Below are 23,687 nucleotides of genomic sequence, written 5' to 3'. Positions count from 1 at the left end.
GAAATCAACGGATATTCAGCAGTGCGTCAAACATTGAGCTGGCGGTTTGAATGACCTGTGCATTGGCCATGTAATATTGCTGAAAACGCAGCAATTCACCGTACTCTTCGTCCAGGTTGACGCCGGAGATCGACTGCTGCTGAATGGTCAGCTGCTTGACGATATTGGCCTGAGAAGTCGCCGAAACCTTGGCCGATGCCGTCTGGTTACCAACGCTGCTCACCATGCTGGCGTAAGCGCCGCTGAAGGTGGCTTTGCCGTCGACCAATTTTTTGGTCTGCAGATCGAGCAGCTTTTTGGCGTTTTCGTTATCGCCGCGGCCGCTGTCGTCTTTGCCGGCGGCGGCGATGTTCGCCGAGTCGGTAATCGCGACTTTCAAGCTGCCCGCCACGTCGCTGACCGGCTTCACGGTAAAGCTGTCGTTCTTTTGTGCCGTGCCGTCGATGTCGACCTTCAGGCCGTCAAAGCTCAGCGTCGGTTTGCCGGTGGTGGCATCGACGCCCGCCGTGGCGTTGACCTTCACGTTGTCCGGCAGACGGCTGACCTGCCAGTTGCTGCCGTCGAACTCCACCCGGTAATCGTTGGCCTTCACCTTGCTGGTATCGGTGTAGGACACCGACAGCGCCGCATCGCCGGCATTGCGGCTGTTATCCACCACGCGCCCACCACCGAAGCTGAAGAAATCGGTGCCTGCGTCGCCGTTGAGATCGAACCCGGCACGGTGCTGCTGGTTAAAGCTGTCCGCCATCGCCAGCGCCAATTGCCCCAACTGGTTGCGTGCGCTATCCAGCGATTCGCTGCGGAACTTCAGTACGCCGCTAACGCTGCCGCTGGTAATTTGCCCTTCCGGCACTTCGCTGACGCCGTTGCCGCGGTTATAGCCGATGGTCAGGCGAGAAGGATCGCCGCTGGAAGGCACTGCCTCCACCTGGTAGGCATTGCTCCCCTGCACCAGCGTCAGGCCGTTGGCGAAAGACACGGTATAAGCGTCGCCGTCTTGCTGCATCACCTGCACGCCCACCACCTGGTTTAACTCAGTCACCAGTTGGTCGCGCTGATCGAGCAAGGCATTCGGCTCACCGCCGCTGCCGCGCAGGCGGGTAATTTCATCGTTCAGTTTGGCGATTTGCTGGCTGTAGCTGTTGATCTGGTTAGCGCTGTCGCTGAGCTGTTGGTTAACGCCGCTGTCCATATCGCGCAGGTATTTGTCAGTGTTATTGAACTGATTGACCAACCCATTGGCCTTGCCCAGCACCGTTTGGCGCGCGGCGTCATCGCCGGCGTTGCTGACCAGGTTCTCCAGGTTGCTGAAGAAATCCTGCATATTGGTCGACAAGGTATTGGTTTTGCTCGCCAGCAGGTTATCGATCTGCGAGATTTTCTCGAAGTAGGCGTTCTGTGCCCCGGCCTGGCTCTGTGCTCCACGCAACTGATTGGTGATGAACTGGTTGTACTCGCGGTTAACGCTGGTCACGGTGACCCCGTTGCCAATGAAGCCACTCATGGTACTCATACCGCCGTTCTGCGCCAGGATCGCAGTCTGTCGGTTATAGCCCGCCACGTTGTAGTTAGAGATGTTGTTACTGACGGTGCTGAGCGCCACCTGAGCCGCATTCAGCCCGCTCATCGCGGTATTGATTAAGCTGTTGGACATAGAAGTTCCTTTTGCTGCGGCGCCGGTGGCCCACAGGAGTCAATTAATCTGCTGAGCCGTTCACTCAGCCTGTCTTGGTTATCGGCAAAAACGGGGGAAACTTGAGGGAAAAATCCGGGTCCAGCATGCTGGACCCCTACATTTAAATTCGGCCTATTGCGTAGGGGCGCTGCATGCTGCGCCCAGTGGCTAAAAAAGATCCTTCAGGTCGTGGGTATACGCCTTTACCACCTGCTCGCCGGCGTTTTTCATCTGCTGTATCACGCTGACCAACTTGCTGGCATATTGCGGATCGGTGGCGTAACCGGCCTGTTGCAGCGCCTGCGCCGCCTGCTCCGGGCTGCGGGCGTTGGCCACCCCGGCGTAGCGGGGGTTATTGGTCAACAGCTTGACGTAGTCGGCCATCGCCTCGACGTAAGATCCGTAAACCCGGAACTTCGCCTTGATCTTCTTCGCCGCGCCCTGCTCGAACTCGGTGGTGGTGATCTCGGTCACCGGCCCGTCCCAGCTGCCGCCCGCCTTGATGCCAAACAGGTTGTAGCTCGGCGAACCGTCGGCGGCCGGGATCTCACGCTGACCCCAGCCGGATTCCAGCGCGGCCTGTGCCACAATCAGCTGATGCGGAATGCCGCTCTGCTGGCTGACGACGCGCGCAGAAGTAGACAGCCGGGCAACAAAGTTGCCGTTGTTGAGCGACAGCGGGGCCGCGCTCGGCGCTTTCGGCACCGCGCGGCGGAGAGTCTGCTCAAGCGCCTGATTCGGCAGCGTTCGCAACACCTCATCGTCCAGCGCCATCGGCGACGTGCCCGCCGTTTCGCTCGGCACCGCGTTGGCGTTGCTCATCTGCTTCACCATCATGTCGGCCAGCCCCAGGCCTTTCTGCGACATCTGCTGGGCAATTTGCTGGTCATACATTGAGGTGTAGAGCCGAGACTGATCGCTGCTCAAGATCCCATCCTGCGGCAGCGCGGCACGCATGCTTTTCAGCATCATCTGCACGAACATGCCTTCAACCTGCTGCGCCACCTGTTTCAGGTTGCCCTGCGGATCGCTCGCCGCATCGCGTTTCAGTCCATTAAGCGCCTGCGCATCATAGGCGGCGCCCGACATTGCCATCAGATCGCCGGCCATCAGATAATTTCCAGCTTGGCGCGCAGACAGCCGGCGCTTTGCATCGCCTGCAGGATAGACATCAGATCGATCGGCGTTGCCCCCAACGCGTTAAGCGCGCGGATCACGTTGTTCAGATTGGCGCTGGCGTTGACCTTCTGCAGCGAGCCGCCCTGCTGTTGCACCGAAATCTGGGTGTTCGGCGTCACCACCGTTTGCCCGCCGCCAAACGGGGTATTTGGCTGGCTGACGGTATTTTGCCGATCGACCACCACCGACAGGTTGCCTTGCGCCACCGCGCAGGAATCCAGGATCACGTCGCGGTTCATTACTACCGAACCGGTGCGTGAGTTGATGATCACCTTGGCGTCGATCACCCCGACGCTGACGTTAATGTTCTGGATCTCCGCCAGGAAGCGCACCTGCGAACTGTTGCCCTGTGGCACCAGCACCTGAATGGTACGGGCGTCCAACGGTGAAGCCGTGCCACCGCCGCGTTGACGGTTGATGGCGTCGCTGATCTGTTGTGCCAGCGTAAAGTCTTCATCGTTGAGCTGCAGGTTAATCACTCCGCCGGCCCCAAAGGTGGTCGGCAGCTCGCGCTCAATGGTGGCGCCGTTGCTGATGCGCCCACCGGCCAGTTGGTTAACCTGTACGCTGCTGCCACCGGCCGAAGCGCCGGCTCCGCCGACCAGCACGTTGCCCTGCGCCAGCGCGTAAACCTGATTATCTACCCCTTTCAGCGGCGTCATCAGCAAAGTGCCGCCACGCAGGCTCTTGGCGTTACCCATGGAGGACACCACCACGTCGATATTCTGCCCGGTGCGCGAAAACGGCGGCAGCTTGGCGGTGACCATGACCGCCGCCACGTTTTTCAACTGCATGTTGGTGCCCGGTGGCACGGTGATACCCAACTGCGACAGCATGTTGCTCAGGCTCTGGGTGGTGAACGGGGTCTGCATGGTCTGGTCACCGGAACCGTCCAGCCCCACCACCAGTCCGTAACCGATCAGCGCGTTATCGCGTACGCCCTGCACCGTGACCAGATCGCGAATGCGCTCCGCCGCGGCCGGCAGGCTCAGCGCACTAATCACCAGCGCCATTAGAAATTTCTTTAACATTGGAACCTCATTCGCCTTACCCACAAGGCGTTATTGTCGCAGGCAGTTTGGGGGCGGGCGGCGCACAGGGAATGGAGCGTACACGCAGTACGTGACTGCCCCGAGCACTGCCCAACCTCAAAATGGCAAGTAAAATAGCCTGTACTCAAAACGGTGAGACATTTAAGAAGAAGCGTTGTAACCACCCCATGGTCTGCGCTTCGTTGATATAGCCGTTGCCGACATATTCAATGCGCGCATCCGCCACCTGGGTGGAGGTAACCGAGTTGCTGCCGCTGATGGTGCGCGGGTTGACGACCCCGGAGAAACGGATGAATTCGGTGCCCTGATTAATGGCGATCTGTTTTTCCCCCACCACGTGCAGGTTTCCGTTCACCAGCACCTGATTGACCGTCACGGTAATGGTGCCGTTAAAGGTGTTGTTGGCGTTGGCCCCGCCCTTGCCGCCGAAGGTGCTGTCACCGGAGATATCCATATCGGCACGCGCATTGCCCAGCAAACCATCGAGGTAGCGTGGCGAGGTGGCCACGCCGAACTTGCTGGCCCCGTTGCGGCTGGCGTTGGCAGATGAGCTTTTGCTGGCGCTGACGTTTTCCTGCAGCACGATCGTCAGGGTATCGCCGACGTTGCGCGGACGACGGTCTTCAAACAGCGGCTGATAACCGTAGTTCATCGGCTGCACCGTCTGGAAAATGGAACCGTTCGGCACGGGCGCGCCCGCCGGCGCCGGCTGTGCCGTGGTAGCCCCGTCAACCAGGGGTTTATGTGGAATGTAAGCGCAGCCGCTCAGCGTCAGCATCACCATTGCCGCCAGCCAGCGTTTTCCTTGCGGCGGATTTTCCATCAGAGTTGTGGTTACCACGGGTATCGCCTTTGTTTCACAAAATAGGGTTACGGGCGCTGCAGCACCCGTGAATGTGTTGACAAAGTGGGGAAAAAGCGTGGTTTTTCCCCACTTTGTGGTTATTAGCCGAAAATCAATAATTTGATTTTCCTTCATTTTTTGTTAGCAAATCCTGACCTTCCAACCCTGTTTTAAGATTGGTTAACGACCTTGCGGGCGCAGCGGCGCCCGTCAATTACAGTTGCGTCAGCTTTTGCAGCATCTGATCGGACGTCGATACCGCTTTGCTGTTGATTTCGTAAGCACGTTGGGTCTGGATCATGTTGACCAGCTCTTCCGCCACGTTGACGTTGGAGGTTTCCACATAGCCCTGATACAGCAGACCGGCACCGTTTAGCCCAGGCGTGCTCTCGTTCGGCGCGCCGGAACTCTCGGTTTCCTGGTACAGGTTCTCGCCCATGCTTTCCAGGCCGCTGTCATTGATAAAGGTGGTCAGCGTCAGTTGGCCCACCTGCTGGGCGGCGGTCTGCCCCTGCAGGGTGGCGCTGACGATGCCGTCGCGGCCTACGGTGATGCTCAGGGCATTGGCCGGAATGGTGATCGCCGGTTGTACCTGGAAGCCGCTGGCGGTCACCAGTTGGCCGTTCTGATCTCTCTGGAACGAGCCGTCGCGGGTATAGGCCAGGGTGCCGTCCGGCATCATCACCTGGAAAAAGCCCTGCCCCTTGATGGCGATGTCCTTGCTGTTGTTGGTCTGCGACAGGTTGCCCTGGCTGTGCAGACGCTCGGTCGCCACCGGCCGCACGCCGGTACCGATCTGCAGTCCGGACGGCAGCGTCGTCTGCTCGGAGGACTGCGCCCCCGGCTGACGCATGGTCTGGTACAGCAGATCTTCGAACACTGCACGCTGGCGTTTAAAACCGTTAGTGCTGACGTTGGCCAGGTTGTTGGCGATCACGTCCATATTGGTCTGCTGCGCATCCAGACCGGTTTTGGCAATCCATAAAGATGGGATCATGGGTTATTTCCTTACTAATTAACTCATTGATAACAATGAATTGGCGCGCTGTTCATTTTCATCCACGCTGTGGATGACCTTCATTTGCATTTCAAAGCGGCGGGCGTTGGCAATCATGTCGACCATGGTTTCCATCGGTTTGACGTTGCTGCCTTCCAGCACGCCCGGCATCACCTGCACCAGCGGATCGTTCGGCAACTGATTGCCGCGCTGCCGTTGGGTTTCCGGCGTCAGGCGGAACAACCCGTCATCGCCACGCATCACTTCGCGCGCGTCGGCCTTCACCAGTTTCAGCCTGCCGATCTGAGCAATGCTGTTCGGCGGATCGCCCGCATTCAGCGCCGAGATGGTCCCGTCGGCGGCAATGGTGATCTCTGCCGACGGGGGTACCTCAATCGGTCCGCCGTCGCCCATCAGCGGCACGCCCTGCACCGTCAACTGCCCGGTGGAGGAGATCTGGATGTTACCGTTACGGGTGTAGGCTTCGCCGCCGTCCGGCAGGCTGACGGCCAGAAAGCCGTCCTGCTGCAGCGCCACGTCCAACGGGCGTGCGGTGTAATTCAGCGCCCCCTGACTCATGTCCGCGCCCGGCGTTGACGCGGTAACCAGCGTTCGCGTCGGCAAGCTTGGCCCATCCACCGGCACGGCACGCAGCGCCGACAGCTGGGCGCGAAAGCCCGGCGTCGATGCGTTGGCCAGATTATTGGCGGTGACAGACTGCTGTTCCAGCGTCTGTCGCGCTGCGCCCATCGCGGTATAAATCGCGTGATCCATAAATCAGTCCTATTAGCGCAGGCTAACCAGCGTTTGCAGGATCGAGTCCTGCGTTTTGATGGTTTGGGCGTTCGACTGGTAGTTACGTTGTGCGACGATCATGTTCACCAGTTCCTGGCTCAGATCGACGTTGGAGGCTTCCAGCGCGCCGCTGGTCAGTTTGCCCAAACCGCCGTTGCCCGCCAGGCCTACACGTGGCTGGCCGGATGCGCCGGTTTCTTGCCAAACGTTATCGCCCTGAGAAGACAGGCCTTCCGGGTTGGAGAAGTTGGCCATGACGATCTGGCCCAGCACCTGAGTCTGCTGGTTGGAGTAGATGCCCATCACCGTGCCGTCGTTGTTGATCTGGAAGTTGGTGTATTCACCTGCGCCATAGCCATCCTGCGACACTTTGCTGACGGAGTCGGCGCTGACGCTCTGCTGCATGCTCTTGGCGAAATTCAGGGTGAAGTTCTGTGCCGGCGCGCCATCTTTGGCTTCCATCGGGATCAGCATGCTGAATTCGCCGGCGGTGCCTTGTTTGCTGGTGGTGCTGGCCAGATTGCCGCTGGTGTCGAACGTCATGGTACCGGCATCTACCGGAGCAGCCGTTCCATCCTGGGTATAAACCTGCCACTTGTTCTCGTCGGTTTTCACAAAGTAGGCGTTGATGTTGTGCGCGTTACCTAACGAGTCATAAGTGGTGATGGTGTTGACGTAGTTGTAAGAATCCTTCTTGGCGGGATCGAAGGTGTGGTTATCCGGAACCTTATGCGTGGATTTAAGGTTGGCGACCATGTTGCCGGAGGTTGACGCCTTGGCGTTCATCATGCCTTCCGGAATGCTCAGCGGCACCGGGTTCGCGCCCTGTTGAATGGTCGGCGGCGTACCGGCGGCCGGGTAGCCGGTCAGTTGCAGGCCCTGCATGTTGGTCAGGTTACGGTTTTCATCCAGTTTGAACTGGCCGTTACGGCTGTAGAAAATGCCGCCGTCCTGATCCTGCAGACGGAAGAAACCGTTGCCGGAAATCGCCACGTCCAGCGCACGGCTGGTACCGGTGGTGGTGCCGCCTTTAAAGTTCTGGGTGATCCCCGCCACCTTAACGCCCAGGCCAACCTGTGAACCGGCGAACATGTCAGCAAAGGAAACGCTGCCTGATTTAAAACCGGAAGTGGCGGAGTTAGCGATGTTGTTACCGATCACGTCCAGATTGGTTGCTGCCGCGTTTAAGCCGCTTACTGCCTGAGAAAAGGCCATGTCATTCTCCGAATAGTGGTCAGGCTATCGTCCGATAACGCCTGATAGTGTTTTGATATACCCAATGACTTTCATGTTGCAGCCGGGCGGCAAGCGCAGGAGTCCCCAGGAGCTTACTCACGTAAGTGACTGGGGTGAGTGCGCACAGCCAACAACGCTGCAGCCTGAAGGATGAAGGGTATTGGGTTAAAGGATCTGCCGGACATCCTCCAGCGTGGCGCTGCCCGCCAGGCCCAGATCCAGCTTCGCGCCGTTCGCGTCGCGGATGACGCCGTTGACCATGCCAAAATGCAGATTGCGCGCCACCAGCTGTTCGCCGTTGGCTTTGGCGTTGATCGTAAAGCTGTAGGCACCGTCCGGTGCGGTGGTGCCGTCCGTCATCGATCCGTCCCAACTGAACGAATGCACGCCAGCGGTCAGGCCGCCGAGATCAATGGTGCGTACCGCTTTGCCGGTGGCGTCGGTGATGGTGGCGGTCACCGAGTCGGCCGCACGCTCCAGTTCCAGACCAAACGGCGTAGTGCTGACCTTGCCGTCTTTGCTGCCAGCCAGAATATTGCTGCCCGGGACCATCACGCCGTGGCCGATCAAAGCGGTAGCCTGCAGCGATTGATTGCTGTTGATCTGCCCGGAGATCGACCCCAGCGTGGTGTTGAGTTTCTCGATGCCCTGAACGGTATTGATCTGCGCCAATTGGCTGGTCAGTTCATTGTTCTGCATCGGGTTGGTCGGATCCTGATTCTTCAACTGCGCCACCAGCAGCGTCAGGAAGCTGTTGCTCAGATCCTGGCTGGTGTTATTTTTTGCGTTGGCACCGATGACGCTGTTATCCAGCGATTCAGTGGTGGTTGCGGCAATCGCCATGGCAAGCTCCGGTTATTGACCCAGCGTCAGGGTTTTCATCATCATCGACTTGGTGGTGTTGAGCACCTCGACGTTGGCCTGATAGCTGCGGGAGGCGGAAATGGTGTTGACCATCTCACCCACCACATCCACGTTAGGCATGCGCACATAGCCCTTGCCGTCCGCCAGCGGGTTACCCGGCTGGTAAACCAGACGCTCCGGCGCCGGGTCGTCAACTACCTGCGCTACGCGTACGCCGCCGGTAGGTTGTCCGGCCGCGGCGGCAACTTCAAACACCACCTGCTTGGCGCGGTAGGGTTGGCCGTCCGGCCCGGTGACGCTGTCGGCATTGGCCATGTTGCTGGCGCTGACGTTCATGCGTTGCGACTGGGCAGACAGCGCCGAGCCGGAGATATCAAAAATATTCAGTAGCGACATGCGCCTTATCCTTGTTGTAACACTGACATCATCCCTTTGATCTGACCGTTGATCAGCGTCAGGTCGGTCTGATACTTCAGGCTGTTATCGGCGAAGTTGGTGCGTTCGCGATCCATGTCAACCGTGTTGCCGTCCATGGAGGGCTGATCCGGCACGCGGAACAGCAAGTCGAGCTGTGGCGGCTGCATGTTCTGCGCCGGAATATGGCGCGATGACGTCATGTTCAGCGCAATGCCGCTGCCGCTGGCGCGCCCTTGCTCCAGCACCTTGTTCAGTTGGCCGGCGAAATCGATATCCCGCGCCTGATAACCCGGGGTGTCTGCGTTGGCGATGTTGGCGGCCAGAATTTCCTGCCGCTGGGCGCGCAGGTTCAGCGCCTCTTGACCAAAGCGCAGAGCAGCGTCCAGTTTGTCGATCATGCTCCCTCCGCGAGGTTAGAATTTGGAGCCGACAGCATAAACGTCCCTTCCGCCAGCCTATCGTGGGAATAAGGGCAAAATGCGTCGCTATTTATCTGCTTAGCCTGCGCGCACTCCGGGTACACTTACGCGCACCCTGAGGCTTTTTGAGGAAGAAGCGGAGATGAAAGCGAAAATGCTGTTGTTGGCAGCCCTGCTGTGCAGCCTGAACGCACGGGCCGAAGATCTGGCGGCGCAGATCGATCGCTTCATCAGCAGCCAGTTCAGCGGCAGTCCGGTGCAGGTTAAAGTGCTGGTGCGCACGCCCGCCACCCAATGGCCGCAATGCGAATTCCCGCAGCTCTCTTTGCCGCAGAATGTGCGGCGTTGGGGTAATATCAGCGTTTCGGCACGCTGCGGCCAGGAACGGCGCTTTATCCAGACCCAGGTTCAGGTGATCGGCCAATATCTGGTGTCGGCCCGCGGCATCAGCGCCGGCAGCAAGCTGACGGCGGCGGACATCAGGTTCAAAAGTGGCCGGCTCGACACCTTGCCACCGCGCACGCTAAGCGAAACCGGCAAAGCGCTGGGGGCTGTCAGCCTGCGCAATATCAGTCCCGGTCAGCCGCTGACCTTCGCCATGCTGCGTCGCGCCTGGGTGATCAAGGCCGGTCAGGCGGTACAGGTGACCGCGCAGGGAAGTGGATTTAACATCAGCGGTACGGGCAAAGCCATGAACAATGCCGCCGCCGAAGACAATGTCCGTGTGCGTATGGCTTCCGGACAAATCGTCAGCGGCATAGCCAGTGATGACGGTACGATCCGTATTGGGTTAAATACCCTATAGCTTTCAAGTTGCAGCTAGGCGCCCAGCTCACTCATCCCCAGGCGCTTACTTTAGTAAGTAACTGGGGTGAGCGAGTGCAGGTAACAACGCTGCAGCTTGAAAGATGACGGTTATAAAAAGGTAAAGGTTTATCAAAACTTGCCGATAAGAAAATCATAAGCAGACTTTTATTGGCCGCCAGGGCCACAAAATATCAGCCATTGCCTTCGCGGCGACGGCATCGATGGAGATTGACCATGAGTATCGATCGCACCCAGCGGCTGCAACCCGTTCCAACGGTGCAACCTCGTGAAACCGCGACTGAAAGCCCACTTCAGCCACGCAAAGCTGCCCAGACGGAGAGCACCGTCAGCGGCACCCAGGTAAAATTGAGCGACGCGCAAGCGCGCCTGATGCAGCCGGGTACGCAAGATATTGATATGAATCGGGTGGACGCCATCAAGCAGGCGATCCGCAACGGCGAACTGAAAATGGATGCCGGGAAAATTGCCGATGCGCTACTGAAAGACGCGCAAAGCGATGCCCTGTGGATGGCTAACGGCCTGCAAACGCCGGAGGCTTAACCCTCGGGTTAAACACCAAGGAATTCTTTGACAGGTGGTTATTCGTAATGGAAAGTCTGGCGCAACTGATTGATAAGCTGTTGGAAACCCTGAATGCGCTGAGTACGGTGCTGACGGAAGAACATCATCTGCTCTGTTCGGGACAATTACCGGGCGTGGCGCTGCAACGCGCTACCGATGCCAAGAGCCAGTTGCTGGCCACGGTAAACTATCTGGAGCAGCAGCGGCTGAACCTGGAGCGCGCACAGGGGCAACAGGCACCCTATTCCGCGCACCCGCGCCTGGCGGACGGCTGGCAACGAGTACAAACGCTCAGCCAGCAGCTGCGGGAAAAAAACCAGCATAACGGCATGCTGCTCAATCAACAGATCGATCACAACGCTCAGGCGTTGGCGATCCTGAGCAAGCAAAACAAATCGCTCTACGGCCCGGATGGCCAGTCGCGCAATGCCAGCCTGCTGGGGCGAAAAATCGGCGTTTAATCAAAGAATGATTGTTGATGCACCTGAGCGGGCTCAACCGGTGGATGATAAGACCCCAGGGCTATTTGACGAACGGCAGGTCCGAGTACCTTGTGGTATAGCTGGGGGACAGCATTTCGCGTTTCATCGCCCAGCTTTTTTGGATCCCCTGCCCGGCAAACCAGACCGTGCCCCGACCGGACTGATTAAGCCGATCAAGGGTCTGCATTAACTCACTGCTGTTAGGCCTGGGCTGGTGTTCATCAAACAAATTAAGCTGCGCCACCCCCTGGCTAAAGAAATCACTCAGCATCACACCGGCTTTCATATAGCGAAAATCGTCTTTCCAGATGCGGTCAAGCGCGCTGACAGCAACGCGAATAATGTCACGCGTATCGTTGGAAGGGATCGCCAGGCGCCCGCTGGCCTGAGGGCCGTAAAATGTTTCATTTTCGGCATGGGGACTGGTCCGCATAAAGACGCTGATCACACAGCAGAACTGCTTCTCTGCCCTGAGCTTTTCGGCTGCGCGTTCCGCATAGGTACAAATGGCCTGGCGCATATCTTGATAAGCCGTGATGCGGTGACCAAATGAGCGGCTACAGATGATCTGCTGTTTGGTGGGCGCAAACTCATCCAATGCCAAACAGGATTCGCCGCGCAATTCACGAACCGTACGTTCGAGTACCACATTAAAGTGTTTACGGATCACCCAGGTTGAACAGTCAGCAAGCTGTAGCGCCGTTTCGATCCCCATAAAGCTGAGCTTCTTGCCGATGCGGCGGCCCACGCCCCACACCTCGTCCACCGGCACTAACGCCAGCAGTTTTCGCAGACGCTCAGGATCGGACAACTCAACAACGCCCCCCGTTTGACGCCACTTCTTTGCCGCAAAATTGGCGATCTTCGCCAGTGTCTTGGTTTGCGCGATCCCCACGCCAACGGTTAACCCGGTATTCTTTAACACCCGATCGCGCATTTGATGGCCAAAGGTGCTCAGCGGAAGGCTGCTACTCAGGCCAGACACATCGATAAAAGCTTCATCGATGGAGTATATCTCTACGACAGGGGCCATCTCGATTAGCGTCAGCATCACCCGATGGCTGAGATCGGCATAAAGCGTATAATTCGAGCTGAAAACGCTGACCTGCTGGCGCCGTAATTGCTCTTTGATTTTGAAGTAAGGCGCCCCCATTTTGATGCCCAGCGCTTTGGCTTCCGCCGAAAGTGAAATAACGCATCCGTCATTGTTTGAAACGACGACGATCGGCTTGCCCTTAAGATCTGGCCGAAAAACAGTCTCGCAGGACGTGTAGAAGCTGTTGACGTCAACAAGTGCGAACATGTCGGTTTGATTTCAAGGTAAATGTCACAACGCCAAAGATTTCCAGCTCTTCTTCGGCCTGGAAAACGATCGGAGAATAATCCGTATTATGAGGCACCAGCTGAATACGTGGATGGGTTTGCAGCTCCTTCACGGTAAATTCGCCGGCCACTGCCGCTATGACGATGTCGCCATGAACGGCGGTCAAGGAACGATCAACCACCAGTAAGTCACCGTGGCTGATACCTGCGCCGATCATCGAATCACCACTGACCCGGACAAAGTACGTCGCACTGGGGTGTTTCACCACCAGCTTATTCAGGTCGAGACTGTCTTCGACATAGTCCTGAGCCGGGCTGGGAAAACCGCAGGAGACTCGCTCCATAAAGAGGGGAAGTAATAAACCGGGAGTGAGCTGACTGGGGTGAATAAACTGCATAATGGCGGATCCGAATAACTGTATTTATATACAGTATCCATGATCGTCAGCAACGATCAAGCGGCGTATAATAAAATTCCTGAAAGCAGTTGAAGCATCAGGAAATTTAAATTGGCCTACCTGCCCCGTGGCTAAACACGCTTTGGGGCAACGGAATAAAACCAGGTCGAAGGCAACGGCCTGAGGGACTTGGCTTGTGTCGTTTTAGTTTTACTCGTAATTCACAATCACCTGATTGCTGATCACGCGCAGCGGCGGATTCAGGCTGCCGCGCGCCTGCACGTAATAAACAAAACGCAGTTCGGCGTTCGCCGGTTCCCCTTTCAGCCCGGTGCTGCTGCCGCTGCCGCCGCCCAACACAATGCAGCGCGTCAGGGTGCAAAGCTGCGCCTGCATGCCCGCCGGCTCATCGGCCAGCAGCCGGTAACGCCAGCTTACGCTGGTGATGCGGGCATTGGCGTCCGGCAACACATTGGGGGCGCGTAACCCCGGCGATTCCCCCCGCTCACCACCATATTCCAGCGTTGCGCCGACGCTGTCGGCTACCCAAGAACCGGATGCTGCCTGCACGCTCAACGGCGCTAACAGGCAAATTAACGCCAGACGGTGTTTCATTATGCGGCCCCAATGGTGGAGGTCATGCGGATTTGGCGGTCGTCATTGATCTCCAGATTCGACAACACCACCATCTGCGGCAGGCTGCGACGCAGGAAACGCGCCAGCAAGGCCCGCAGTGCGTGATTCACTAACAGTACCGGCGGCGCGCTGAGCATTTCCTGCCGCTGCAACGCCTGTTTGGCCTGATCCAATAAACGATCCGCCAGGCCCGGTTCCAAACCACCGCCGCCCTGCAGCGCTTGCAGTAACAGACGCTCGAGCTGGGTATCCAGGCCAATCACCTGAATTTCACCGTTGCCCGGGAACCACTGCTGGGTGATCGCCCTTCCCAGCGCCACGCGCACCACGGTGGTCAGCTCATAAGGGTCGGTTTGTGATGGGGCATGCTCCGCCAGCGTTTCAATAATGGTGCGCATATCGCGGATGGAAACCCGTTCCGCCAGCAGGTTCTGCAACACCTTGTGCAGCGTGGTCAGGCTTACCACGCCCGGCACGAAATCTTCGGTCAGCTTCGGCATGTCCTGTGCGACGCGATCCAGTAATTGCTGTGCTTCCTGTCGGCCAAACAGCTCACTGGCAAACTGGCCAATCAAATGATTAAGGTGCGTCGCAACCACCGTGCTGGCTTCCACTACGGTGAAGCCCTGGATCTGCGCCTGCTCACGCAGCGCGCTGTCAATCCATACCGCTTCCAGCCCAAACGCCGGATCGGTGGTTTTATCCCCCGCCAACTCGCCCACCGCATTGCCTGGGTTAATTGCCAGCCAGCGGCCCGGTTGCGCTTCGCCACTGCCGATTTCTACGCCCTTCATCAAAATACGGTAGCTGGCCGGCGGCAGTTCCAGGTTGTCGCGGATATGCACCACCGGTGGCAGATAGCCCATCTCCTGCGCGAATTTTTTACGGATGCCGCGGATACGGCCCAGCAATTCACCATTCTGTTGGAAATCCACCATCGGGATCAGCCGGTAACCGACCTCCATCCCCAACGGATCTTCCAGCTGCACGTCAGACCAACTGGCTTCCACCGCCTGCGGATTATCCTGCGTGACCGGCACTTCCTGCACTTTGGGCGCTTGCTGATCGCGCCCGCGCAGCCACCAGGCCAACCCTAACAGAGCGGCGGTAAACAGCAGGAATACCAGGTTCGGCATCCCCGGGACCAGCCCAAGCAGGCCGAGCACCGCGGCGCTGAGCAACATAACCCGCGGGTTGTTGAACAGTTGGCCAACCATCTGCTCGCCAACGTCCTGATCGGTCGCCACGCGAGTCACGATCACGCCGGCGGCGGTCGAAATCACCAACGCCGGGATCTGCGCCACCAGGCCGTCACCGATGGTCAGCAAGGTGTAAGTTTCCGCCGCCGTGCCCAGTTCCATTCCGTGCTGGAGCACGCCGACCAACAGACCACCGACCACGTTTAGCATCATGATCATCAGACCGGCGACCGCATCGCCACGGACGAACTTACTGGCACCGTCCATCGAACCGTAGAAGTCCGCTTCCTGCGTGACCTCAGAGCGACGTTTTTTCGCCTCTTCTTCACCGATCAAACCGGCGTTGAGATCGGCATCGATCGCCATCTGCTTGCCTGGCATGCCGTCCAGCACAAAGCGTGCGCCCACTTCGGCGATACGCCCGGCACCCTTGGTGATAACCATAAAGTTGATCAGCACCAAAATGATAAACACCACGATACCGATGGCGAAGTTACCGCCCACCAGGAAGTGACCGAAGGCCTCTACCACGCGACCTGCGGCGGCAGATCCGGTATGCCCTTCCATCAGGATGATGCGCGTCGAAGCTACGTTGAGCGACAGGCGCAGCAAGGTTGAGAACAGCAAAATGGTGGGGAATGCGGCAAATTCAAGCGTACGCTGGGTAAACATCGCTACCAGCAACACCATGATCGACAAGGCAATATTGAAGGTGAACAGCAGATCGAGGATAAATGCCGGCAACGGCAGCACCATCATCGACAGGATCATCAGGATCAGTATCGGGCCGGCCAGCACCTGCCACTGCGTATCTTTAAAACTGCCCGGCAAACGAAGCAAGGCGGCCAAATTAGCCATTTGTATTACTTTCTCCAGCAAAATCCAGTGCTTCCGGCACCGGTAAACGTTCAGGTTTTTTCGGGATCAGCCCCCCTTCGCGCCGCCAGCGTCGCAGCTGGTAAACCCAGGCCAATACTTCGGCCACGGCGGCATACAGGGTGGCGGGAATGTGTTGTCCAATCTCGCTGTGTCGATATAGAGCACGTGCCAACGGCGGTGCTTCGAGCATGGGAATACGGTGTTCCGCCCCCAGTTCACGAATACGCAGCGCAATTTCGCCGGCCCCCTTGGCCAGCACCTTCGGCGCACTCATGTTTTTATCGTTGTACTGCAGCGCGACGGCGTAATGCGTCGGGTTGGTCACAATGACGTCGGCCTTGGGGACGTCGGCCATCATTCGCCGCCGTGCAACGGCACGCTGTTGCTGTCGGATGCGCCCTTTAACGTGCGGGTCACCCTCCTGCTCCTTGAACTCGTCGCGGATGTCCTGCTTGGTCATCTTCAGCTTTTTGAAGTGGCTCCACAGTTGGTAAAACACGTCAAACGCCACCATCGGCGTCAGCCCGAGTACCACCAGCAGGCCGCAAAAGATGATCATTCGCAGCGCGTTACCCAGCGCATCGAGCGGCTGTTGCGTCACCAGATGCAGCATCGCCGCCCAGTTGTGCCACAGGTATAAACCGGTGATCCACCCTACCAGCGTCGCCTTCAGGATGCCCTTCAACAGCTCCGCCAGCACCTGGCTGGAAAAGATGCGTTTCAGCCCGGACAGCGGGTTCATGCGCTTGAGATCGAACTTGAGCGATTTACCGCTCAGCAGCAGGCCGCCCAGCAGCATCGGCGCCGTCAGCGCGACCAGCGCCAACCCGGCCATGATCGGCAACAGCGCCCATACCGCCTGGCGTAACAACATCGCCAACTGGCGCAGCATCTGCTTGTCGTTACTGACCATGCCGTGGTCGAAATTCAGGCCCTGGGTCAGCATGGCCGCCAACTGTTGCGCCATGTTGCCGCCGGAAACCCAGATGATCGACAAGCCTGCCACCAGCATCAGCACCGACGTCAGCTCGCGGGAACGCGGGATCTGGCCATCTTCACGCGCCTTCTCCACCCTATGGGGCGTGGGGGCCTCGCTCTTTTCCAGATCGCTGTCTTCAGCCACGGGGCGGTTCCTGTGCCGGAGGGAATAAAATTGCGGTCAGCATGCCAAAAAAATGCTGATTTCATTGGTGGAACAACGGGAGAAAAGGACGGTTATTTGCGGGATGGGGAAGATTGGGGACGCAGGAGCAGTGCTGCCTGTCTGGGGCGCAACAAAATGCGCCCCAGGAGCTATCAGAAACCCAGGCTGTCCAGAAGATCGTCCACCTGCGCCTGATTGGCGATAACGCCGGCGCCATTCTGGTCGAGCTGCGGGCCATTGAGCAGGCTGTCGTTCGGTTTTTTCTCTTTCGCCGGTTGCTCAGGAATATTTTCCATCAGCACCATCAGCAGCTGCTTTTCAATCTCCTGCACCACGTCCATCATGCGTTTGATCACCTGGCCGGTCAGATCCTGGAAATCCTGCGCCATCATGATTTCCAGCAGTTGGGCATTGGTGAACGCCGTATGTTCCGGCACCTGATCCAGGTACTGACGGGTATCGGTAACCAATTCACGGGCGTCGTCCAACTCGATCGGGTTGGCGAACCACTCGTCCCAACGGCCTTTCAATCCTTTGGCTTCGGACTCCAGCTGTGCCTGGCGCGGCTGCGCCGCTTCCACACAGTTCAACGCCCGTTCCGCCGCCTGCGCCGTCATGGTGACCACGTAATCAAGACGATCGCGTGCATCCGGGATTGCCTCTGCCGCCTGGGCGATCGCCTGATCGAGCCCCAGTTCGCGCATGCTGTCGCGCAGCATCCGCGTCAGTTGGCCAATGCGCGAGATGATCTCCCCCGCGGTTGCCGCATCGCTGGCAGGCATTGGAATGTCTCTCATCGCCCTCTCTCCTTACATGCCCAGTTTTTCAAAAATCTTATTGAGCTTTTCTTCCAGCGTCGCCGCCGTAAAAGGTTTCACCACGTAACCGCTGGCACCGGCCTGCGCCGCCGCGATAATGTTTTCTTTCTTGGCTTCCGCCGTCACCATCAGCACTGGCATCGCCGCCAATGCGCCATCGGCACGAATGGTTTGCAACAGTTCCAGGCCGTCCATATTCGGCATGTTCCAGTCGGACACCACGAAATCGAAGCCGCCGGCACGCAGTTTGTTCAGCGCATCCGCACCGTCCTCGGCCTCTTCTACGTTGTTGAATCCCAACTCTTTCAGCAAGTTTCTGACGATGCGACGCATAGTGGAAAAGTCATCCACCACCAGAAATCTGAGACTCTTATCTGCCATATATACTCCCAAGGTTTACCTAATCCAAACAACAGCCAGCCTCACGGCAGCTGTTCGCTATAACCCCCTATATACCCTATGAATTTCGAGTTGCAGCCAGGCGACCAGCTCGCTCATCCTCAGGAACTTACTCAAGTAAGTGACTGGGGTGAGCGACAAATCTGTCGGGAACAGATTTGAACGCTGCGGCTCGAAAGGCGACGGGTATAATTAAGGGTAAAAATCAAATACGCAGCGCCTGGCCACCGGCAATTTGCGCCAGCATGCGTTGGCTCATGCGATCCAGTTCGACAACTTCATTCACCCCACCGGTGGCGATCGCCTCACGCGGCATGCCGAACACCACACAGCTGGCCTCGTTTTGCGCCAGGGTATAGGCACCGGCACGATGCATTTCCAACATGCCCGCCGCGCCGTCATTGCCCATGCCGGTCAGGATCACGCCAACCGCATTTCGACCGGCGTACTGCGCAACCGAGCGGAAAAGCACGTCTACCGATGGCCGGTGACGGTTGACCGCCGGGCCGTCATGCAGCTTCACCTGATAGTTGGCACCGCTGCGTGACAGTTCCATATGGCGATCGCCCGGTGCGATGTAGGCATGGCCCGGCAGCACGCGTTCGCCGTCCTCGGCCTCTTTCACCGTAATCTGGCACAGCTTGTTCAGCCGCTCGGCGAACGAGCGCGTAAACCCCGGCGGCATATGCTGGGTGATCAACAACGCCGGGCTGGTGGCCGGCAGCGGTTGCAGCACCTGCCGAATGGCTTCGGTGCCGCCGGTAGAGGCCCCGATAGCAATCAGTTTTTCGCTGCTCAACAGCGGCGTATGGCTGAGGATCGCCGGTGCCGGGCTGCTGGAGCGTTGCGGCAAGCGCGCCTTGGCCGCGGTGCGAATTTTTTCGGCTATCAGCTCGCTGTAGGCCAACATGCCTTCGCGGATGCCAAGCTGCGGTTTGGTGACAAAATCCACCGCCCCCAGCTCCAGCGCGCGCAGCGTAATTTCCGACCCCTGACCTGTCAGCGACGACACCATCACCACCGGCATCGGCCGCAGACGCATCAGTTTTTCGAGGAAGTCGAGGCCGTCCATGCGCGGCATTTCGACGTCCAGCGTCAGCACCTGCGGGTTAAACTTTTTGATCAGATCGCGCGCGACCAGAGGGTCGGGCGCGCTCGCCACCATCTCCATATCGGGATGGCTGTTGACAATTTCGGTCATCAGCTGCCGCATCAGGGCCGAATCGTCTACGCTCAATACTCTGATTTTATTCATTACCTCTCCTTGGTCAGGCCATACACGGTCTGCCCACGCAAGTAGAAATCCCGGCTGATCTGGCTGAAATTCTCGGAGTGGCCGGCAAACATCAGGCCCCCCGGTTTAAGCAAGGGCACGAAGCGGCGCAGAATGCGCTCCTGTGTCGCCTTATCGAAATAGATCATCACGTTGCGACAGAAAATAGCGTCGAATTGCCCCGGCAACGCCCACTCAGGCGCCAACAGGTTGAGCGCCTGAAAATTCACCCGCCCCGCCAGCTCCGGCCGCACCCGCACCAACCCCTGATGCGGGCCGGTGCCGCGCAGGAAATAACGCTGCATTTGCCCCGGCGTCAGGGTACGCAGATCTTCCTGGCGATAAACGCCCGCTTCCGCTTTCTCCAGCACCTGGGTATCGATATCGCTGGCCCATACCTGGCAGCCGGTGGCGCGCTGCCCGAGCACCTCACTTAAGGTGATGGCAATCGAATAAGGCTCTTCGCCGGTCGAGGCCGCCGTGCTCCACACGCTGTAGCCGTTCGGCCGCTGACGCGCGTGCTCCGCCAGGATCGGGAAGTGATGCGCTTCGCGGAAAAACGCCGTCAGGTTGGTGGTCAGGGCATTGATAAACGCCTGCCATTCGGCGCTGTTAGGATCGCTTTCCAGCAGCGCCAAATAATCGCCAAAGTCGTTCAGGCCCAGCAGCCGCAGGCGTCGCACCAGGCGGTTATAAACCATCTCGCGCTTGTGCTCTGCCAGCACGATGCCGGCACGCTGATAAATCAGTTGGCTGATGCGACGAAAATGCACGTCCAGCAACGGCAGGCGCTGCACCATCTGCGTCAACAATGTCGCAGGGTCTCTGTTAGGGTTCGACGGCGCCGGCTTCATGCCATATCACTCAAAAAAAACGGGCTGCTTATGCGGTTTGACAATCTGGGGCTTCCTTTACCACGGGTGAAACTGCGTCTTGATGGTTGGCCTGCGCGGTGAAGTTATCGTCCGCCAGGCGGAATACCGACACCGCATCGGCCAGGGTAATCGCCTGATCCTCCAGTGCGGTGGCCGCCGAGGCGGCTTCTTCTACCAGCGCGGCGTTCTGCTGGGTTACCTGATCCATTTGGGTCACGGCCTGCGTGACCTGTTCAATGCCGCGGCTTTGTTCGTCGGACGCCGAGGCGATTTCGCCCATGATGTCGGTAACCCGAGTGACCGAACGGACGATGTCCTGCATGGTGGCACCGGAGTTTTCCACCAGCACCGAACCTTGCTTGACCCGGCTGACCGATTCGTCGATCAGACCTTTGATTTCTTTTGCCGCCTGGGCGCTGCGCTGTGCCAGATTACGCACTTCGCCCGCCACCACCGCAAAACCGCGCCCCTGCTCACCGGCACGCGCCGCTTCGACCGCCGCGTTCAATGCAAGGATATTGGTCTGGAAGGCAATGCCGTCGATAACGCTGGTAATAGCGCCAATCTTCTGCGAACTATTGGCAATGTCATGCATGGTGGTCACCACGTCGCCCGCCAGTTCGCCGCCCTTGGCTGCGGTGGTAGAGGCGTCACGCGCCAGCTGAGAGGCCTGACGTGCGTTATCGGCGTTCTGTTTCACCGTCGCGGTCAACTGTTCCATGCTGGCGGCCGTTTCTTCCAGCGAGGCGGCCTGCTGCTCGGTGCGGGAAGAGAGATCGTTGTTGCCTTCGGAGATTTCCTGCAGGCCAATCAGGATCGACTCGGCACCGTCACGTACCGCACCAACGGTGCCGATCAGCGACTGCTGCATGCGCTGTAAACTGGCGAACAGTTGGCTGATCTCATTGCGGCCATACACCTGAATCGGCGTGGCCAGATCACCGGCTGCAATGCGGTCAAAATGACTGCGCATAATGTTCAGCGGCTGCACCAGCATATTGCGTAACCACCACATGGCGCTGCCGGTCACCACCAGCAACATCAGTACCGCACCGGCCACCAGCCAACCGGACAGGGTGAAGGATTGCTGATTCGCCGCATTGGCTTCGCTCACGTTGGCGTTTACCAACTGCAGATACTGGACAAAATCCGCTTCAAACAGATCCTGAGTTTTCTGCGTCGGCTGGTCCATAAAGGCCTGCAGCCGATCGTTTTCCAGGAAACCGATCAGCTCACGTAACGCGCTGCGCAACCGGTCGTAACTGGCTTTGGTGGTTTCGGTCAGCTGCTGTTCCTGCTCGCTGTTACGCGGCACGGCCAGGAACTGGTTGAAATAGAGGTCGGCTTTCTGCAGCGAACTGCGCGCGTTGCCCATCAAGGCATTGACCTGATCCTGCGGCAGTTTGAGCGCCGCACGGGTCCCGGCACGGTTCAGCGTATTGCGGGCCTGCAGCAGGGAAACCCAGCTCAGGCTGAGGGCGTCGCGCTGTTGGCTGCCGAGGGTGATCAGGTTCAGATTGTGGTTATCGGAACGGAAAGCGGTGTACGACAAGCCGCTGGTGGCCAACTGCATAACACAAAAAGTCATCAACAACAGAAACAAGCTGGTAGAGACGCGGATTCGGTTAAACACTATGAACCTCCTTGCAGCCGGCCGAGGGCCAGCTTACGACGGGGAATCGGCCTCCCACGTGAATGCAGGGAGGCCCAATGCCGGTTAGAACGTTTCCCAGTTATCCTGCGGATCGCTGGCGTTCATTTTTTTATGATTGAGTACCGGTGTTACTGCCGCCTTGCTGCTGACGGGCATTTTGAACTCTTCCTGACCTGCCGCTTTCAAGCGGAATACCGCCACGGACTGGGTCAGCATGCTGGCCTGTTCTTCCAGCGCCGCTGCCGCAGACGCCGACTCTTCCACCAACGAGGCGTTCTGCTGAGTGACGCGGTCCATTTCCGCCACCGCCTGGCCGACCTGATCGATACCGCGGCTCTGTTCGTCCGACGCCGAAGCGATTTCACCCATGATGTCGGTAACGCGGGTCACGGCATTGACGATATCACCCATGGTTTCCCCGGCGCTTTCTACCAGTACCGAGCCCATATCGACGCGATTGACGGAGTCTTCGATCAGGCCTTTGATTTCTTTCGCCGCCTGGGCACTGCGCTGCGCCAGGTTACGCACTTCACCGGCCACCACCGCAAAGCCACGGCCCTGTTCACCAGCACGCGCCGCTTCGACCGCCGCGTTCAGCGCCAGGATATTGGTCTGGAAGGCAATGCCGTCGATCACGCCGGTAATGTCGGCAATTTTCTGCGAACTGCCGGCGATGTCGTGCATGGTCTGCACCACGTTAGCCACCACCTTGCCGCCTTTCTGCGCGGTTTCGGAGGCGCTCAATGCCAGTTGGCTGGCCTGACGGGCATTTTCGGCGTTCTGTTTCACCGTCGCGGTCAGCTGCTCCATGCTGGCGGCGGTTTCTTCCAGCGAGGCAGCCTGTTGTTCGGTACGTGAAGAGAGATCGTTGTTGCCGGCGGCAATTTCGGAAGCGCCGCTGTAGATGGCGTCGGCACCCTGACGCACGCCGCTGACGGTGTCGATCAATTCGCTCTGCATGTGCTTGAGGCTGGCTGCCAGCACGCCCATTTCATTGCGGCTGGTCACGGCGATCGGCTGAGTCAAATCGCCGGCGGCAATCATCTTGATGTGTTCGATCATTCGGTTCAGCGGGCGCACCAGAATGTGGTGAATACCGCTCCACACCAGCACAATCACGGCCAGTACCACCAACAGCACCACCACCAGCGTCCAGATGGCGAAGCTGAATGACTTATTGCTGTCTTCAACCGCGGTCTGGTAAAGCTTGTCGTTTTGCGCCAGATAGATGTTGTAGATGTCTTCGAACGCGTCCTGATAGCTTTGCGTCGGCTGGTCAAAGAATGCGTTGATTTTGCCTTCACCCAGCAGTTGGGTCAGTTCGGTCAGCGCGCCCTGCAAGATGCCGTATTGCTGTTTCAGCTTTTCGGCCGATTGCGCGTCCTGGCGGGCGTCGAGAGGAATTTTGTCATAGGCGGCATAGTGCTGTTCCGCAACCACCAGATTGCTCTTGGCGCGAGCCAACAGTTCGGTGACGCTGGCGCCGCTGCCGATGTTATTGGCGTCCATCATGTGACGAATACCGGCACGGTTCAGCGTGTTGCGCGCCTGCAGCAGGTTGACCCAGCTTTCGTTCAGCTCGGACTGCTGCTGGCGAATGGTCTGCAAAACGGCGAAGTTTTCTTTGTCATTCTTCAGTGAGGAGAAAAAGAGCCCGCCTGAAACCAGCTGCAAGGCGCCAAATAACACCAGCACCAGTAACAGGCTGGTGACCACCTTCATACGATTAAACATGTTTTC

General features: G+C 58.4%; 24 protein-coding genes. 3 read left to right on the top strand and 21 right to left on the bottom strand.

From position 1 onward, the window contains the following. Positions 1-4 precede the first annotated feature (4 nt). The 10 genes from flgK to flgB form a co-directional block, all read right to left on the bottom strand. Complete coding sequence (gene flgK / locus ACMGG1_RS08910; protein WP_115058585.1) at positions 5-1,654, bottom strand: flagellar hook-associated protein FlgK; 1,650 nt, start codon at positions 1,652-1,654, stop codon at positions 5-7. Between the two features lie 189 nt (positions 1,655-1,843). Next, positions 1,844-2,785 carry a flagellar assembly peptidoglycan hydrolase FlgJ gene (flgJ, locus tag ACMGG1_RS08905; RefSeq protein WP_130016335.1) on the bottom strand — a complete coding sequence of 314 codons (942 nt, stop codon included), beginning with the start codon at positions 2,783-2,785 and terminating at the stop codon, positions 1,844-1,846. After that, complete coding sequence (locus ACMGG1_RS08900; RefSeq protein ID WP_414161307.1) at positions 2,785-3,885, bottom strand: flagellar basal body P-ring protein FlgI; 1,101 nt, start codon at positions 3,883-3,885, stop codon at positions 2,785-2,787. The genes flgJ and ACMGG1_RS08900 overlap by 1 nt, the downstream gene beginning before the upstream one ends. A gap of 145 nt (positions 3,886-4,030) precedes the next feature. After that, positions 4,031-4,729: a flagellar basal body L-ring protein FlgH gene (flgH, locus tag ACMGG1_RS08895; RefSeq protein WP_020827516.1), complete on the bottom strand. Its 699-nt coding sequence runs from the start codon at positions 4,727-4,729 to the stop codon at positions 4,031-4,033. Positions 4,730-4,964: 235 nt separating this feature from the next. Then, entirely contained in the window at positions 4,965-5,747 is a 783-nt protein-coding gene (flgG, locus tag ACMGG1_RS08890; RefSeq protein WP_020827517.1) for a flagellar basal-body rod protein FlgG, read from the bottom strand. 18 nt (positions 5,748-5,765) lie between these two features. Next, positions 5,766-6,521: a flagellar basal body rod protein FlgF gene (locus tag ACMGG1_RS08885; RefSeq protein WP_020827518.1), complete on the bottom strand. Its 756-nt coding sequence runs from the start codon at positions 6,519-6,521 to the stop codon at positions 5,766-5,768. Positions 6,522-6,533: 12 nt separating this feature from the next. Further along, a complete protein-coding gene (gene flgE / locus ACMGG1_RS08880; protein ID WP_020827519.1) occupies positions 6,534-7,757 on the bottom strand; it encodes a flagellar hook protein FlgE in 1,224 nt (407 codons plus the stop codon). Between the two features lie 186 nt (positions 7,758-7,943). Next, positions 7,944-8,621 (bottom strand): flagellar hook assembly protein FlgD, encoded by a 678-nt coding sequence (gene flgD, locus ACMGG1_RS08875; RefSeq protein WP_020827520.1) that lies wholly within the window; start codon positions 8,619-8,621, stop codon positions 7,944-7,946. Between the two features lie 12 nt (positions 8,622-8,633). Beyond that, the gene (gene flgC, locus ACMGG1_RS08870; protein ID WP_020827521.1) at positions 8,634-9,038 is read right to left on the bottom strand and encodes a flagellar basal body rod protein FlgC; all 405 of its coding nucleotides are present in this window, start codon (positions 9,036-9,038) and stop codon (positions 8,634-8,636) included. 5 nt (positions 9,039-9,043) lie between these two features. Beyond that, on the bottom strand, positions 9,044-9,457 hold the full coding sequence (flgB, locus tag ACMGG1_RS08865) for a flagellar basal body rod protein FlgB (RefSeq protein WP_020827522.1): 414 nt from the start codon (positions 9,455-9,457) through the stop codon (positions 9,044-9,046). 163 nt (positions 9,458-9,620) lie between these two features. On the opposite strand from flgB, the gene flgA reads away from it, so the two are divergent. The 3 genes from flgA to ACMGG1_RS08850 all read left to right on the top strand — a co-directional run bounded on the left by flgA (position 9,621) and on the right by ACMGG1_RS08850 (position 11,328). Then, on the top strand, positions 9,621-10,283 hold the full coding sequence (gene flgA, locus ACMGG1_RS08860; RefSeq protein ID WP_414161306.1) for a flagellar basal body P-ring formation chaperone FlgA: 663 nt from the start codon (positions 9,621-9,623) through the stop codon (positions 10,281-10,283). Between the two features lie 236 nt (positions 10,284-10,519). Continuing rightward, a complete protein-coding gene (gene flgM / locus ACMGG1_RS08855; RefSeq protein ID WP_180526960.1) occupies positions 10,520-10,846 on the top strand; it encodes a flagellar biosynthesis anti-sigma factor FlgM in 327 nt (108 codons plus the stop codon). Positions 10,847-10,893: 47 nt separating this feature from the next. Next, positions 10,894-11,328 (top strand): flagella synthesis protein FlgN, encoded by a 435-nt coding sequence (locus tag ACMGG1_RS08850; RefSeq protein ID WP_020827525.1) that lies wholly within the window; start codon positions 10,894-10,896, stop codon positions 11,326-11,328. Positions 11,329-11,389: 61 nt separating this feature from the next. Here the strand turns inward: ACMGG1_RS08850 and umuC are convergent, their stop codons facing one another. The 11 genes from umuC to ACMGG1_RS08795 form a co-directional block, all read right to left on the bottom strand. After that, complete coding sequence (gene umuC / locus ACMGG1_RS08845) at positions 11,390-12,652, bottom strand: translesion error-prone DNA polymerase V subunit UmuC (protein WP_046373243.1); 1,263 nt, start codon at positions 12,650-12,652, stop codon at positions 11,390-11,392. Next, complete coding sequence (gene umuD, locus ACMGG1_RS08840; RefSeq protein ID WP_122079706.1) at positions 12,636-13,070, bottom strand: translesion error-prone DNA polymerase V autoproteolytic subunit; 435 nt, start codon at positions 13,068-13,070, stop codon at positions 12,636-12,638. Before umuD ends, umuC begins: the two co-directional genes overlap by 17 nt. 210 nt (positions 13,071-13,280) lie before the next feature. Further along, positions 13,281-13,685: a flagellar protein FlhE gene (locus ACMGG1_RS08835; RefSeq protein ID WP_129940784.1), complete on the bottom strand. Its 405-nt coding sequence runs from the start codon at positions 13,683-13,685 to the stop codon at positions 13,281-13,283. Beyond that, on the bottom strand, positions 13,685-15,763 hold the full coding sequence (flhA, locus tag ACMGG1_RS08830) for a flagellar biosynthesis protein FlhA (protein WP_020827529.1): 2,079 nt from the start codon (positions 15,761-15,763) through the stop codon (positions 13,685-13,687). The genes ACMGG1_RS08835 and flhA overlap by 1 nt, the downstream gene beginning before the upstream one ends. Then, positions 15,756-16,907: a flagellar biosynthesis protein FlhB gene (gene flhB, locus ACMGG1_RS08825; protein WP_020827530.1), complete on the bottom strand. Its 1,152-nt coding sequence runs from the start codon at positions 16,905-16,907 to the stop codon at positions 15,756-15,758. The genes flhA and flhB overlap by 8 nt, the downstream gene beginning before the upstream one ends. Before the next feature lie 173 nt (positions 16,908-17,080). After that, the gene (gene cheZ / locus ACMGG1_RS08820) at positions 17,081-17,725 is read right to left on the bottom strand and encodes a protein phosphatase CheZ (protein WP_041414707.1); all 645 of its coding nucleotides are present in this window, start codon (positions 17,723-17,725) and stop codon (positions 17,081-17,083) included. Positions 17,726-17,737: 12 nt separating this feature from the next. Further along, the gene (cheY, locus tag ACMGG1_RS08815; protein WP_020827532.1) at positions 17,738-18,127 is read right to left on the bottom strand and encodes a chemotaxis response regulator CheY; all 390 of its coding nucleotides are present in this window, start codon (positions 18,125-18,127) and stop codon (positions 17,738-17,740) included. 223 nt (positions 18,128-18,350) lie between these two features. Continuing rightward, positions 18,351-19,400 carry a protein-glutamate methylesterase/protein-glutamine glutaminase gene (locus ACMGG1_RS08810; protein WP_048760294.1) on the bottom strand — a complete coding sequence of 350 codons (1,050 nt, stop codon included), beginning with the start codon at positions 19,398-19,400 and terminating at the stop codon, positions 18,351-18,353. After that, the gene (gene cheR, locus ACMGG1_RS08805) at positions 19,400-20,272 is read right to left on the bottom strand and encodes a protein-glutamate O-methyltransferase CheR (protein ID WP_174574391.1); all 873 of its coding nucleotides are present in this window, start codon (positions 20,270-20,272) and stop codon (positions 19,400-19,402) included. The genes ACMGG1_RS08810 and cheR overlap by 1 nt, the downstream gene beginning before the upstream one ends. Positions 20,273-20,300: 28 nt before the next feature. Next, complete coding sequence (locus tag ACMGG1_RS08800) at positions 20,301-21,926, bottom strand: methyl-accepting chemotaxis protein (RefSeq protein WP_020827535.1); 1,626 nt, start codon at positions 21,924-21,926, stop codon at positions 20,301-20,303. An 84-nt stretch (positions 21,927-22,010) separates the two neighbouring features. Continuing rightward, positions 22,011-23,681 carry a methyl-accepting chemotaxis protein gene (locus ACMGG1_RS08795; RefSeq protein ID WP_046373238.1) on the bottom strand — a complete coding sequence of 557 codons (1,671 nt, stop codon included), beginning with the start codon at positions 23,679-23,681 and terminating at the stop codon, positions 22,011-22,013. Between the last annotated feature and the right edge of the window lie 6 nt (positions 23,682-23,687).

This window comes from Serratia sp. BNK-12, from assembly GCF_047456085.1.
GTDB classification, from domain to species: domain Bacteria; phylum Pseudomonadota; class Gammaproteobacteria; order Enterobacterales; family Enterobacteriaceae; genus Serratia; species Serratia liquefaciens.
Note: the sequence above shows the minus strand (reverse complement) of the source record. Positions and strands in the feature narration are given on the sequence as shown.